Annotated in this window: 12 protein-coding genes; 8 read left to right on the forward strand and 4 right to left on the reverse strand. The window is 71.6% G+C overall.

Annotation, left to right across the window (positions count from 1 at the left end; all coding sequences use genetic code 11):
* Positions 1-157 precede the first annotated feature (157 nt).
* Positions 158-1,216, reverse strand: a complete 1,059-nt coding sequence (locus QRO03_RS01480; RefSeq protein WP_285135750.1) for an NADH:flavin oxidoreductase/NADH oxidase — start codon at positions 1,214-1,216, stop codon at positions 158-160.
* A 29-nt stretch (positions 1,217-1,245) separates the two neighbouring features.
* Between QRO03_RS01480 and QRO03_RS01485 the strand changes: the two genes are divergently transcribed.
* The 3 genes from QRO03_RS01485 (at position 1,246) to QRO03_RS01495 (ending at position 3,933) form a co-directional block, all read left to right on the forward strand.
* Complete coding sequence (locus QRO03_RS01485) at positions 1,246-2,103, forward strand: ADP-dependent NAD(P)H-hydrate dehydratase (protein ID WP_285135751.1); 858 nt, start codon at positions 1,246-1,248, stop codon at positions 2,101-2,103.
* Positions 2,104-2,188: 85 nt separating this feature from the next.
* Positions 2,189-3,496: a glycosyltransferase family 87 protein gene (locus QRO03_RS01490; RefSeq protein ID WP_285135752.1), complete on the forward strand. Its 1,308-nt coding sequence runs from the start codon at positions 2,189-2,191 to the stop codon at positions 3,494-3,496.
* 110 nt (positions 3,497-3,606) lie between these two features.
* Positions 3,607-3,933, forward strand: coding sequence for a thiamine-binding protein (locus QRO03_RS01495; RefSeq protein ID WP_285135753.1), 327 nt, complete (start codon positions 3,607-3,609; stop codon positions 3,931-3,933).
* A 109-nt stretch (positions 3,934-4,042) separates the two neighbouring features.
* Here the strand turns inward: QRO03_RS01495 and QRO03_RS01500 are convergent, their stop codons facing one another.
* The gene (locus QRO03_RS01500) at positions 4,043-4,402 is read right to left on the reverse strand and encodes a hypothetical protein (protein ID WP_285135754.1); all 360 of its coding nucleotides are present in this window, start codon (positions 4,400-4,402) and stop codon (positions 4,043-4,045) included.
* A gap of 231 nt (positions 4,403-4,633) precedes the next feature.
* On the opposite strand from QRO03_RS01500, the gene QRO03_RS01505 reads away from it, so the two are divergent.
* Positions 4,634-5,881: an MFS transporter gene (locus tag QRO03_RS01505; RefSeq protein WP_350224112.1), complete on the forward strand. Its 1,248-nt coding sequence runs from the start codon at positions 4,634-4,636 to the stop codon at positions 5,879-5,881.
* A gap of 294 nt (positions 5,882-6,175) precedes the next feature.
* On the opposite strand, the gene metX is transcribed toward QRO03_RS01505, so the two are convergent.
* Entirely contained in the window at positions 6,176-7,381 is a 1,206-nt protein-coding gene (metX, locus tag QRO03_RS01510) for a homoserine O-acetyltransferase MetX (RefSeq protein WP_285135756.1), read from the reverse strand.
* A 149-nt stretch (positions 7,382-7,530) separates the two neighbouring features.
* Here metX and QRO03_RS01515 point away from each other — a divergent pair, with 149 nt between their 5' ends.
* Positions 7,531-8,229, forward strand: coding sequence for an SDR family NAD(P)-dependent oxidoreductase (locus tag QRO03_RS01515; RefSeq protein ID WP_243223922.1), 699 nt, complete (start codon positions 7,531-7,533; stop codon positions 8,227-8,229).
* Positions 8,230-8,504: 275 nt separating this feature from the next.
* Here QRO03_RS01515 and QRO03_RS01520 read toward each other — a convergent pair whose 3' ends face one another.
* Entirely contained in the window at positions 8,505-9,827 is a 1,323-nt protein-coding gene (locus QRO03_RS01520; RefSeq protein ID WP_285135757.1) for a bifunctional o-acetylhomoserine/o-acetylserine sulfhydrylase, read from the reverse strand.
* A 258-nt stretch (positions 9,828-10,085) separates the two neighbouring features.
* Between QRO03_RS01520 and QRO03_RS01525 the strand changes: the two genes are divergently transcribed.
* The 3 genes from QRO03_RS01525 (at position 10,086) to QRO03_RS01535 (ending at position 12,317) form a co-directional block, all read left to right on the forward strand.
* Entirely contained in the window at positions 10,086-10,856 is a 771-nt protein-coding gene (locus QRO03_RS01525) for an SDR family oxidoreductase (RefSeq protein WP_285135758.1), read from the forward strand.
* Positions 10,857-11,148: 292 nt separating this feature from the next.
* Positions 11,149-11,634: a phosphoribosyltransferase gene (locus tag QRO03_RS01530; protein ID WP_183418208.1), complete on the forward strand. Its 486-nt coding sequence runs from the start codon at positions 11,149-11,151 to the stop codon at positions 11,632-11,634.
* Positions 11,631-12,317: a uracil-DNA glycosylase gene (locus QRO03_RS01535; protein WP_285135759.1), complete on the forward strand. Its 687-nt coding sequence runs from the start codon at positions 11,631-11,633 to the stop codon at positions 12,315-12,317. The genes QRO03_RS01530 and QRO03_RS01535 overlap by 4 nt, the downstream gene beginning before the upstream one ends.
* The last annotated feature ends 12 nt before the right edge of the window (positions 12,318-12,329 follow it).

Genomic DNA, 12,329 nt, shown 5'->3' on the forward strand with positions numbered 1-12,329 from the left:
CTCGCAGAATCGATGCCGGAATCTGCGAGGATCGCGTTCTTCTGCGAGCGACGGACGGCCGCGGACGCGTCAGCCGACGTGCCGGTGAGGAATGCCGGATGGTGCGCGCGCCGCGAGGGACACCCGCGGCCAGGGGGAAGGGCGACGGGAACCGACGTCAGTACGCGCGCAGGTACTGCGCGGGGGCGGGCGAGTCCGCACCCAGGACGGCGGCCGCGCGGAGGGCGTAGTGAGGGTCGCGAAGCCATTCGCGCGCCGACATGATCGCGTCGGCGCGGTCGTCGGCGAGGATCTGCTCGCCGAACGTCGGGTCGTCGATCATGCCGACGGCGCTGACGAGCAGTCCGGTCTCACGGCGGACCGTTGCGGCGTAGTCGACCTGGTAGCCGGGGCCGGGGACGATCTTCTGCTGGGGGACGAGTCCGCCGCTGGAGACGTCGATGAGGTCGGCGCCCGCCTCGGCCGCGAGCCGGGCCGCGGCGACGGTGTCGGCGACGTCCCAACCGCCCTCGGCCGCGTCGGTCGCGGAGAAGCGCACGAACAGGGCCGCATCGGGGGCGGCCGCGCGGACGGCTTCGACCACTCGCACGAGCAGACGGACCCGGTTCTCGAACGATCCGCCGTAGGCGTCGGTGCGGTGGTTCGTCAGCGGCGAGAGGAACTGGTGCAACAGGTAGCCGTGGGCGGCGTGCACCTCGACCACCTCGAATCCGGCCCGGACGGCGCGGCGGGCGGCGGCGGCGAAGTCGTCGACGACGTCATCGATGCCGGCGGCGTCGAGGGCCACCGGCTCGGCGAAGGTGCTGTAGGCGATCGCGGACGGGCCGACGGTGGTCCATCCGCCCGCGTCCGGCGCGACGGATCCGCGCTCGCCGGAGAGCGGTGGGGTGGTGGAGGCCTTACGTCCGGCATGGCTGAGCTGCACGCCGGCGACGGCGCCGCGCGAGCGGACCGCCGCGACGATGGGCGCCCAGGCCTCGGCCTGCGCGTCGTTCCACAGACCCGCGTCGTCGGGCGAGATCCGACCCTCGGGCGAGACTGCGCTCGCCTCGGCGATCACGAGCCCGGCCCCTCCCGCGGCGAACTGGGCGAGGTGCACGTGGTGCCAGTCGTTCGGCATCCCCTCGACCGCGCTGTACTGGCACATCGGCGACACCCAGAGTCGGTTTCGCATCTCGATACCGCGGATGGACAGGGGTGTGAAGAGGGCGCTCACGGGGGACCTTTGCGTTCTAGGGTGACGCCATGACGGCGAAGGACTGGAGCGGGCTGGATGCCGCCCGCACACTGCGGAGGCCAACCGCCGACGACGACAAGTATTCCCGCGGCGTCGTGGGGATGCGAACGGGGTCCGCCCGGTATCCGGGCGCCGCGGTGCTCGGCGTGGAGGCGGCGTGGCGGGCGGGCACGGGGATGGTCCGCTACCTCGGCCCGGCGCGCGCGCAGGATCTCGTGCTGCAGCGCCGCCCGGAGACGGTCACGGCGGACGGACGGGTTCAGGCGTGGGTCATCGGGTCGGGAACGGATGCCGGCGAGCGCGACGCCTCCGAGACGGCGGCGCTCCGCGGCATCCTGGACGGCGACGTTCCGGTCGTCGTCGACGCCGGGTCGCTGGACCTCGTGCCGCAGGCAATGGCGTCGGTCATCGTCACGCCGCACGCCCGCGAGATGGACCGTCTGCGGGACGCACTGGGGTTGCCCGCGGTCGCGACGACGGACGACGACGCCCGGGAGCGGGCGGCGCGCGAGACCGCCGACGCCTTCGGCGGCGTCGTGCTCCTGAAGGGGGCGGTGACGATCGTGGCCGCGGCGGGGGGATGGAGTCGCCGGGTGTCGACCGGGACGCCCTGGCTCGCCACCGCGGGAACCGGCGATGTGCTGGGGGGAGTCCTCGGGGCGGTCACCGCCGGGGCCGTCGCCGCCGGACGAACCGACGTCGACGACCTGGCCGCGTGTGCGGCCACGTCGGCGTGGCTGCACGGTCGCGCCGGCACGGCGGCGTCCCTGGTCCACGGGGGCGGGGGCGGTCCGATCACCGCACTCGATGTCGCCGATGCGCTGCCCGGCGTCGTCGCCGCCCTGCTCGGGGACTCGATCCCATAACGTTCGTGTGCGTCTCGCCCGTCGTGGCGCGCGAGCGGGCGGCCGCCGGTGGGGGCGCTCAGACAGCCCCGTTTAGGATTACCCGGTGCTGAGGCGTGTCGTTCCCCTGTTGATCGCGTTCGTCGCCGTGCACGTCGTCGTGGCCGTTCTGGGCTATCAACAGCCCAACGAGCCGATGGGCGACGTGTACCTGGTGTACGAGCCGTGGTCGCGGTGCGCCCTCTTCGGCGGCGTCGACGTGACCTCGTGCACGCGCAGCGAGACCTGGCAGTGGCCCGGCATCACCGAGAAGTGGATCTACCCGCAGCTCGCGTTCCTGCCGATGACCTTCGCGTGGGTGTTCGCGTGGGCGATCAGCTACACCCCGGCGTGGGCGCTGACCGTGTCGCTGTTCAACCTCGTCGCGTTCCTCGTGCTCCTGGGCGATGCGCGCTCGCGCGGACGCGTGGTCGCGGCCTGGTTCTGGCTCGCGGCGATCCTGCTGATCGGTCCGGTCGGCCTCTACCGAATCGACGGCATCACCGTGCCCCTCGCCCTCCTCGGTGGCATCTGGATGCTGCGTCGTCCGTTCCTGGCATCCGTGCTCCTGTCGGTCGCGGTGTGGATGAAGGTGTGGCCGGCGGCCATCCTCGCGGCGGGTCTCGTCGTCATCCGTCGCCGCCTCGCGCTCGTGTGGGGTGCGGTGGCCGTGTCGCTCGCGACGATCATCCCCGTCGTGGCTCTGGGCGGTGCCCCCTTCGTCTTCGGATTCGTGGGCGATCAGACCTCGCGCGGCATTCAGATGGAGGCGCCCGTCGGGGGCCTCTACATGTTCCTCGCCGCCTTCTACGTGCCCGGCAGCGAGGTGTACTACGACGGCGACGTCCTCACCTTCCAGGTGACGGGACCCGGTGCCGAGCCGCTGATCGCGGCGATGACCCCGATCATGCTGCTCGTCATGGCCGGCGTGGCGGGGGTCGGGGTGTGGAAACTGCGCCACGGCGCGACCTTCCTGAGCCTGTTCCCGCCGCTGTCGCTCGCGCTGGTCACCGCCTTCATCGCTTTGAACAAGGTGGGGTCGCCCCAGTACTACGTGTGGCTGTTCGCGCCCGTCGCGCTCGGCCTGATGCTCGACCGTCGTCGCTGGTACGCCTTCGCCGGGATGACGCTGGTCATCGCCGGCCTCACGCAGTGGATGTATCCGCTGCTGTACGACGGCCTCATGGCGACGCATCCGAACCCGTTCCCGGTGGTGGTGCTCGAGGTGCGCAACCTGCTCGCCCTGGTGCTGCTGGTGTGGGCGATCGTGCGCGTCGTGAAAGCCCCCGTCGGACGCGTGCGCCCGCCCGCGGGGCTCCGCGAGATCGTCACGGGACGACGGCCCGCGCCGCCACGCGTACCCGCCGGACGGTGACCGCGTCCGCACGCTGAGCCTGGCGGTCGGCTCGCGTGCAGCCCGCGTGCCGTGGCGCGGGTCGTCCCCGGGGCGACCTGCCGCCCGCGGGCGGCCCGTAGTCTCGAGACATGCTCATCGCCTTCTCGGTCGCACCCTCCGGCATCGGTTCCGCCTCGGCGGAGAACCCCGACGGGTCGGTGCACGACGCCGTCGCCGCAGCGGTCGCGGCCGTACGGGCGTCGGGGCTGCCGCACCGCACAAGCTCGATGTTCACCGAGATCGAGGGGGAGTGGGACGAGGTGTTCGCGGTCGTCAAGGCGGCGACGGATGCCGTGCTGCCCTATGGATCGCGCGTGTCACTCGTGTTGAAGGCCGATATCCGCCCGGGGCGCACGGGCGAGATCGACGGCAAGGTCGAGCGTCTCGAGGAGGCGCTGGAGCGCCGGGCCGACTGAGGTTCCCTCCGACCTCGGCGCCGCGCTGATCGGGTTCTTCCCGGGCGGGAGCGTTCAGACGAGCCGATCGTTTCTCCCGGGCGGACCTGCCTTGCACGGCCGCGCCATCTCATGCGGCGGGTGGGTCGGTCCAGACGCGCTTCGCGATGGCCGTGACGTCGGAGTCGATGCGGGCCATATCGCCGCGGAGTCGACTCTCGACGCTCTCGATCTGCGAGGTCAGACGCGCTTCGACGCTGTCGATCTTGGCGGTGAGTCCGGTCTCTACGCTGTCGATTCTGAACCTCGTGACTTGGAATTCCGACACCGTTTCTGTGCGCAACGCGTCGATCCGGGCCTCGAGTCGGTCGGTGTTCGCGGTGATCACCTTGGTCAGCGATCCCATGATGAGGTTCGTGCTGAACGTCATGCCGCCGAGCACGGCGGCGGCGAAGGTTCCGATCAGTACCCAGACCTGTGGTTCCGTCATCTCCGGCATCCCTTCATTGTGCGGTCAGATGTCAGAGATTGCCACGCCCTGACCGGGTGAAATACGGCGCATCCGCGGTCGCGTGGAGAACCCGCCGATCGACCGTTCTGTGCAGGAGGGGCGAGGGGTGCGGGAGCACTCTCGCGTCATCTTCGAAACGATTCGACCAGACGGTGCCGAGCCCCCTACACTCGTCGGGTGACCTCTTCGACGACCTCGAGAGGTGCGGCGATGCGGGCGCTCCTTTCTCTCGCCATCGGCAGTTTCGGCATCGGCATGACCGAGTTCGTGGTGATGGGCCTGCTGCCCAACATCGCGCGCGAACTCGTCCCCGGCGCGTGGGCCGCCTCGCCCGACGACGCCATCGCCCAGGCGGGCTGGCTCATCTCGCTCTACGCCCTCGGCGTCGTCGTCGGCGCCCCCACGATCGCCGGCTCCGTCGCGCGTTTCCCGCGCCACCGCGTGATGATCGTGTTGGCCGCCGCGCTGGCGTTCTTCACTCTGCTGACGGTCATCGCCCCCACGTTCGAGCTCGTCGCGGCATCCCGGTTCCTGGCCGGACTCCCGCACGGCGCGTACTTCGGCATCGGCGCCCTCGTGGCGGCGGACGCCCTCGGCCCCGGAAACCGCGCCAAGGGCGTCGCCTTCGTGCTCACCGGTCTGACCATCGCCAACGTCGTCGGCGTGCCGCTCGGCACCCTGCTCGGCCAGCAGGTCGGCTGGCGTGCGGCGTTCGCCGTCGTCACCGGCATATTCCTGCTGGCGACCATCTGCATCGCCCTGTTCGTGCCGAAGCACCCCGGGTCGCCCGGTCGCCGATTGCGCGACGAGCTGCGCGTGTTCCGCATCGGCCAGGTGTGGTTCGCACTGGGGATCGGGGCGGTGGGTTTCGGCGGATTCTTCGCCATGTACAGCTACATCGCCCCCATGATCACCGACGTCGCCGGGCAGCCGGAGTGGAGCGTCTCCCTCGTCCTCGTCCTGGTCGGAATCGGCATGACCATCGGCAACATCGTGGGGGGTGCGTTGGCCGACAAAGACCTCCGGTTCTGGCTCCGGGTCGGTCTCATCGCCCTCGCGGCGGCATCCGTCGGCCTCGCCCTGACCGCCGGGTGGATCGTCAGCCTGGTGCTGTTCGCCTTCCTCGTCTCGTTCTGCGGGTCGGCGCTCAGCCCGGCCATCCAGACCCGTCTCATGGACGTCGCCGAAGACAACCAGTCCATCGCCGCCGCCCTGAACCACTCGGCGCTGAACATCGGCAACAGCCTCGGGGCGTTCCTGGGCGGGCTCGCGATCGCCGCGGGCCTCGGGCTCGTCGCGCCGGCCTGGGTCGGCGCCGTGCTCGCCCTGGGCGGGCTCGTCGTCGCCGTCGTGTCGTATCGCGTCGAGGACCGCAGCGGTCGTCATCCCGCACACCGGATGCCGGCGTCCGAGGCCGCGCAGACCGCGATCACCGGTTCGATTCCGACGCAGCGCTGACGCGTCGCGGGCACGCCATCGCCCGGGTCGTGACTCCGCGCCCGGGCGGCGCCGGGTCTCCGTGCTCGACCGCCTCGACGCGCTGCCCGCGCCGGCGCCGGGTCTCCGTGCTCGCCCGCCGCGACGCCGTGCCCGCGGCGGCGGTTCAGTCGAGTGTCCCGGACACGCCGCGTGTCTTCACCGTGCACGGCGTGTCCCGGACACTCGACGGCGCTGCACGCCGGGCGGGAGCGACGGCGCGTCCGCGACGGGGGAGGGAGGTCGCTCGGATGCCGGGGCCGGCATCCGGGATCGTCAGGCGGCGAGCAAGCGCCGCAGGTGCGTGGCGACGGCCGCGGTCTCGATGAGGAAGCCGTCGTGTCCGAAGTCGCTCGAGAGCACGACGGCGTCGTTTCCGTCGAGGGTGTCGGGGATACCGCGGGCGATTCGGTGCTGGCCGTCGATGGGGAAGAGGCGGTCGCTGTCGATCCCGAGCACGAGGGTCGTGGCGGTGACGCGCGCCAACGCGTCTTCGACCCCGTCGCGGCCCCGGCCGACGTCGTGGGAGTTCATCGCCTCGACCAGGGCGAGGTAGCTGTTGGCGTCGAATCGGCGCGTGAACTTGTTGCCGTGGAAGTCGAGGTACGACTCCACGGCGAAGCGACCGCCCCGGCCCAGGGGGCTCACGCCCGACTGCCACGAGCGCTGGAACCGCTGGTTCAGTTCGGTGGGGCTGCGGTAGTTGAGCAGTGCCATGCGGCGCGCGAGCGCCAGCCCGCGGTGCGGTCCGTCACCGTCGCCGGCGTCGTAGTACTCACCGCCCGCGAAGCGCGGGTCGACCCGGATGGTGTCGAGCTGCACCGAGTTGAGGGCGATCTGATCGGCGGTGGTGATCGGCGGGGCCGACAGGATCGCGGCGCGCGCGACGCGGTCGGGGTGACCGACGGCCCATTCGATCGCGTGCATCCCGCCCATCGACCCGCCGACGACGGCGAACCACCGCTCGACACCGAGCTCGTCGGCGAGCAACGCCTGCGCGGTGACCTGGTCGCGGATGGTCAGGTAGGGAAAACGCGACGCCCACTCGTACCCGTCGGGCGCGATGCTCGCGGGGCCGGTCGAGCCCTGGCATCCGCCCAGCATGTTGGGGGCGATGACGAAGAACCGGTCGGTGTCGATCGCCGCCCCGGGGCCGACGAGGTCGCTCCACCACCCGGCGGTGGGATGCCCGGGGCCCGCAGCCCCGCGCACGTGGCTGTCGCCGGTGAGGGCGTGCAGGATGAGCACCGCGTTGTCACGCGCGGGGGAGAGCTCCCCCCAGGTCTCGTAGGCGAGGCGCACGTGCGGCAAGGACTCGCCGTTCTCCGTGCGGAAGGAGCCGAACGATGCGAAACGGCGGTCCCCCGTGGGATCGCCGTCACGCCATGCCCCGGTGGCCGGAGGGCGGCCGAGCAGGGAACGGGCGTCGGCCTCCGTCACCGGGGCCGAGGGCACCGTGTCTTCGGAGATCTGCCAGTCCATGGCATCCATTCTCTCCGGGTGGGGCGGGGAGGTCCGCTCTGTTACGGCGATGGGCGAGCCGCGGCGTGCGCGCGGGATGCACCGACCATCCGGGGCCGCGCTTGTCCAGCCCCCGTCGGGCGTGGGTGCGGCTGGTCAGAATCGCGGGCATGGCGAACTTCCTTCTCATCGCGGCCTCGAGCGACATCGGCGGGGCGACGGCGACACGACTGCGCGACGCGGGCCACCGCGTGCTCACGACCGCTCGGGACTCATCCGTCATCGAGCCGGATTTCACCCTGGATGCCACCGACTTCGACGCCGTCGATCAGGTCGTCGGTGAGGCGGGCGACCTCGACGGCATCGCGGTGTTCGCGGGTTCGATGCTGCTCAAACCCGCGCACCTCACCTCGCGTGAGCAGTACGACGGCTTGATCGCCGCGTCGTTGACCACGTCGTTCGCGGCGGTGCGCGCGGCGGGGGCGCACATGCGCGACGGCGGATCCGTCGTGCTGGTGTCGTCGGCCGCGGCCCTGGCGGGCCTGCCGAACCACGACGGCATCGCCGCGGCCAAAGCCGGGGTGATCGGCCTCACCCTGTCGGCGGCCGCGAGCTACGCCGCCCACGGACTCCGCGTGAACGCGGTGGCCCCGGGCCTGGTGCAGACGCGCCTGACCGAGAAGCTCACATCGACCGACATGTCGCGCAAGGTCTCGGAGGCGATGCATCCGCTCGGGCGGCTCGGTGAGCCCGACGACGTCGCGCGGGCCGTGGAGTTCCTGCTCTCGCCGGAGAACGCGTGGATGACCGGCCAGATCATCGGCGTCGACGGCGGGCTCGGGAGCCTCCGGCCGCGCCAGAAGGTCTGATCGGCGCCTCCCCTGCGGGCGGGAGCGCTCCCCGCGGCGAGGGCGGTGCGGCGGGCCGGTATGGCCCGTTGTGCAGGGTCTCCACGCGTGATCGGCGGAGGGCCAGGGGTGGAGGGAGGAGGATCCTGCGCCGTGGGGCCTCCCGGCATCCCTCGCCCTCCGTCCGTCACCGCGTCGCTGCAGGGCGCCGCGCAGGGAACCCACCCGGTCGCCGCCGTGGAACGACGAACGCCCCGAACCGGGTGACCGGGTCGGGGCGTTCGGTGACGCGGGGGTCAGACGCGGGACGCCTCGGACAGGCGACGCGCCGCGGCGAGGGCCTGGTCGAGGTCGGCCTTGAGGTCTTCGATGTTCTCGAGGCCCACCGACAGACGCACGAGGCCCGGGGTCACGCCGGCCGTGAGCTGCTGCTCGGGCGTGAGCTGGGAGTGCGTCGTGGATGCCGGGTGAATGACGAGCGAGCGCACGTCGCCGATGTTGGCGAGATGGCTGAACAGGCTGAGGGAGTTGACGAACTCGCGCCCCGCCTGCACGCCGCCCTTGAGCTCGAACGACAGCACGGCGCCGACGCCCTTCGGGGCGTAGTTGTTGGCCGCGGCGTACCAGGGCGAGGTCGGCAGGCCCGAGTAGTTCACGGTCGCGACGTCGGGGTGCGACTCGAGCCACTCCGCGATCTCCTGCGCGTTCTGCACGTGGCGCTCGATGCGCAGCGACAGGGTCTCGATGCCCTGGATGAGCTGCCATGCGCTCTGCGGAGCGATCGAGGCACCGAGGTCGCGCAGGAGCTGCACGCGGGCCTTGATGATGTAGGCGAGTCCGTCGCCCACCGCCTGCGTGTAGACCGCGCCGTGGTAGGAGGGGTCGGGCGTGGTGAGACCGGGGAAGCGGTCGGAGTGCTCGGACCACGGGAAGCGACCGCCGTCGACGATGACGCCGCCGATCGTGGTGCCGTGCCCGCCGAGGAACTTGGTCGCGGAGTGCACGATGATGTCGGCGCCGTGCTCGAACGGACGGATGAGGTAGGGCGTGGCGATCGTGTTGTCGACGATGAGCGGCACGCCCGCCTCGTGTGCGACATCGGCGACGGAGCGGATGTCGAGCACGTTGATCTTGGGATTGCCGATGGTCTCGGCGAAGAACAGCTTGGTGTTCGGTCGCACGGCGGCGCGCCATTCGGCCGGGTCGTCCTGGTTCTCGACGAAGGTCGTCTCGATGCCGAGCTTGGCGAGGGTGTACTTGAAGAGGTTGTAGGTGCCGCCGTAGATCGAGCTCGACGACACGATGTGGTCGCCCGCCTGGGCGATGTTCAGCACGGCGAACGTCTCGGCCGCCTGTCCGCTGGCGACGAGGAGGGCACCGGTGCCGCCCTCTAGGCCGGCGACGCGCTGCTCGACGACGTCTTGCGTGGGGTTCTGGATGCGCGTGTAGATGTTGCCGAACTCGGCGAGCGCGAAGAGGTTCGCCGCGTGGTCGGCGTTGTCGAACACGTACGAGGTGGTCTGGTAGATCGGGGTGGCGCGAGCCTTCGTCACCGGGTCGGGCTGCGCGCCCGTGTGGATCTGCTTGGTCTCGAAACGCCAGTTCTCGGGTGCCGACATGGCTGCTCCTCCGGTCGGGTGGGCCGAGGCGGACGCCGTGGCCTGCTGCGAGCGTAGACACCCCCTCCGACGCCGACAAGCGCCCGGGACACGGGCCGTAACACCGCTTCCGGGTGACCGCCCGCGCCTGCTCCGCCGGATCGCTCGGCGCCGCTCCGCGGCTCGCGGCTCCCGCATCCCCGAACCCCGGCTGGGGGAGCGGAGTCCACCCGAGGCACGCGGCATCCGGTGTCGGAGGGGCGCAGTAGCGTGGATGCCATGACGCGACGCGCAGTGGTGACCGGGGCCAGTTCGGGTATCGGAGAGGCGGCCGCGCGGGTGTTGCGGTCCCGCGGATGGGACGTGGTGGGAGTCGCACGCCGGGCCGATCGCCTGGCGGCACTCGAGGCCGAGACGGGCGTGGTTGCCCACGCCGCCGACCTGACCGACGGCGCGGCCGTCGCGGCGCTGGCCGCGTGGCTCGACGAGACCGGCGGCGTCGACGCGCTCGTGCACGTGGCCGGAGGTGCTCGCGGCAGCGATCGCATCGAGGCCGGCGACCCGGAGGACTGGCGCTGGATGTTCGAGGCGAACGTGCTCTCGGCGCAGCGACTGGTGGCATCCCTTCTTCCCGCGATCCGCCGCGCCGCTGACGCCTCGGGTCACGCCGACCTGCTCTTCGTCACCTCGACGGCCGCGCAGACGGCCTACCCGGGCGGAGGCGGATACAACGCGGCGAAGGCCGGTGAGGCGATGCTGGTGCACGCGCTGCGTCAGGAGCTGAACGGCGAGCCGTTGCGTGTGATCGAGATCGCTCCGGGCATGGTGCGCACCGAGGAGTTCAGCCTCAACCGCCTCGGTGGCGACGCCGCCGCCGCCGACAAGCTGTACGAGGGCGTCGAGGCGCCTCTCGTGGCCGCCGACGTCGCCGACGTCATCGCCTACGCACTCGACGCCCCCGGCCACGTCAACCTCGACCTCGTGACGATGCGCCCCGTGGCGCAGTCGGCTCAGCACCTGCTGGCGCGCGGGCCGCTGACCACGCGCTGATCTGGGCGCTCCCCACCGGCACCGCCCGCGCGCGGCACTGCGCGCACCGCGCCGCGCGGGTGAGCACGGCGACCGGGGTACCCGCGCGCAGGCGTACCCGTGACCCCTGCTGCCCGCGCCCGGCGACGCCGCGCGCCGACCGGTGCCGCCACCGCGCCCCCCTACGCCCCGCGCCGACCGGTGCTGCCACCGCGCCCCCCTACGCCCCGCGCTGACCGGTGCCGCCACCGCGCCCGGCGCGGCGTTCTCGAACGAACGCCTAGGGTGAGAGCAGTCGAGGAGAGGATCCGGTGTGACGGACGAGCGCGAACGGTTGAGCTGGGACGATTTCGGGGTCGCGACGCGCGACATCTCGCGCGCGATCGTCGCCGACGGGTTCCGTCCCGAGGTGGTCGTCGCCATCGCGCGGGGCGGGCTTCTTCCGGGAGGGGCGATCGCCTACGGACTCGGCGTGAAGAACTGCGGAGCGCTCAACGTCGAGTTCTACACGGGCGTCGGCACCGTGCTGGACGCACCCGAGGTGCTGCCCCCGGCGCTGGACCTGTCGTACCTCGAGGGTCGCCGCGTGCTGCTCGTCGACGACGTCGCCGACAGTGGTCGCACGCTCGATCTCGCCGTCAAACTGCTCGACCGGCACGGCGCCGAGGCGCGGTCCGCCGTGATCTACACGAAGCCGACGACGGTCGTGACGCCGGACTACTCCTGGAAGGACACGACCCTCTGGATCGAGTTCCCCTGGTCGCACCTCGGGTCGGTGCACGAAGAAGACGCGGCGTGACCGCGAAGTCCCTCGCCGAACTCGCCCATGCCGGGCTGATCGACTCCACGTGGGTGGAGCCCCTCGCCCCCGTCGCCGACGACATCGCCGCGCTCGGCGAACGTCTGCGACAGGAGGGCGAGCCGTATCTTCCGGCCGGCGAGCTCGTGCTGCGCGCCTTCCGCACACCGCTGGACGCCGTCCGGGTGCTCATCGTCGGACAGGATCCCTACCCGACGCCGGGTCACCCGATCGGGCTGTCGTTCGCGGTCGATCCGCACGTGCGGCCCGTGCCGCGCAGCCTCGCGAACATCTACCGCGAGCTCTCCGACGACCTCGGTATCGCCCCCGTCCCGCACGGAGATCTCTCGGCGTGGGCGGCGCAGGGCGTCATGCTGTTGAACCGGGTCCTGACGGTGGCACCGGGGTCGCCGGCATCCCATCGCGGCTGGGGGTGGGAACGCGTCACCGAGCATGCCATCCGCTGTCTCGTCGAACGGGATGCGCCGCTGGTCGCAGTGCTCTGGGGACGGGATGCCATCAACCTCACCCCCCTGCTCGCGAACACCGCCATCGTCTCGTCGCCGCACCCTTCGCCGCTGTCGGCCAGCCGGGGCTTCTTCGGCTCGAAGCCGTTCTCGCAGGTCAATTCCCTGCTGGCGGAGCAAGGCGCGGACGCCGTGGACTGGCGCCTCCCGGCCTGACGGCGTCGTCAT

This window comes from Microbacterium sp. lyk4-40-TSB-66, from assembly GCF_030209475.1.
In the GTDB taxonomy this organism is placed as follows: Bacteria; Actinomycetota; Actinomycetes; order Actinomycetales; family Microbacteriaceae; genus Microbacterium.

Bases quoted from the DNA above. Each gene is read 5' to 3' on its own strand.
- QRO03_RS01505 (WP_350224112.1), top strand. From the start codon at position 4,634: ATGCGGGCGCTCCTTTCTCTCGCCATCGGCAGTTTCGGCATCGGCATG.
- QRO03_RS01515 (WP_243223922.1), top strand. From the start codon at position 7,531: ATGGCGAACTTCCTTCTCATCGCGGCCTCGAGCGACATCGGCGGGGCG.
- QRO03_RS01485 (WP_285135751.1), top strand. From the start codon at position 1,246: ATGACGGCGAAGGACTGGAGCGGGCTGGATGCCGCCCGCACACTGCGG.
- QRO03_RS01520 (WP_285135757.1), bottom strand. From the start codon at position 9,827: ATGTCGGCACCCGAGAACTGGCGTTTCGAGACCAAGCAGATCCACACG.
- QRO03_RS01525 (WP_285135758.1), top strand. From the start codon at position 10,086: ATGACGCGACGCGCAGTGGTGACCGGGGCCAGTTCGGGTATCGGAGAG.
- QRO03_RS01495 (WP_285135753.1), top strand. From the start codon at position 3,607: ATGCTCATCGCCTTCTCGGTCGCACCCTCCGGCATCGGTTCCGCCTCG.
- QRO03_RS01500 (WP_285135754.1), bottom strand. From the start codon at position 4,402: ATGACGGAACCACAGGTCTGGGTACTGATCGGAACCTTCGCCGCCGCC.
- metX (WP_285135756.1), bottom strand. From the start codon at position 7,381: ATGGACTGGCAGATCTCCGAAGACACGGTGCCCTCGGCCCCGGTGACG.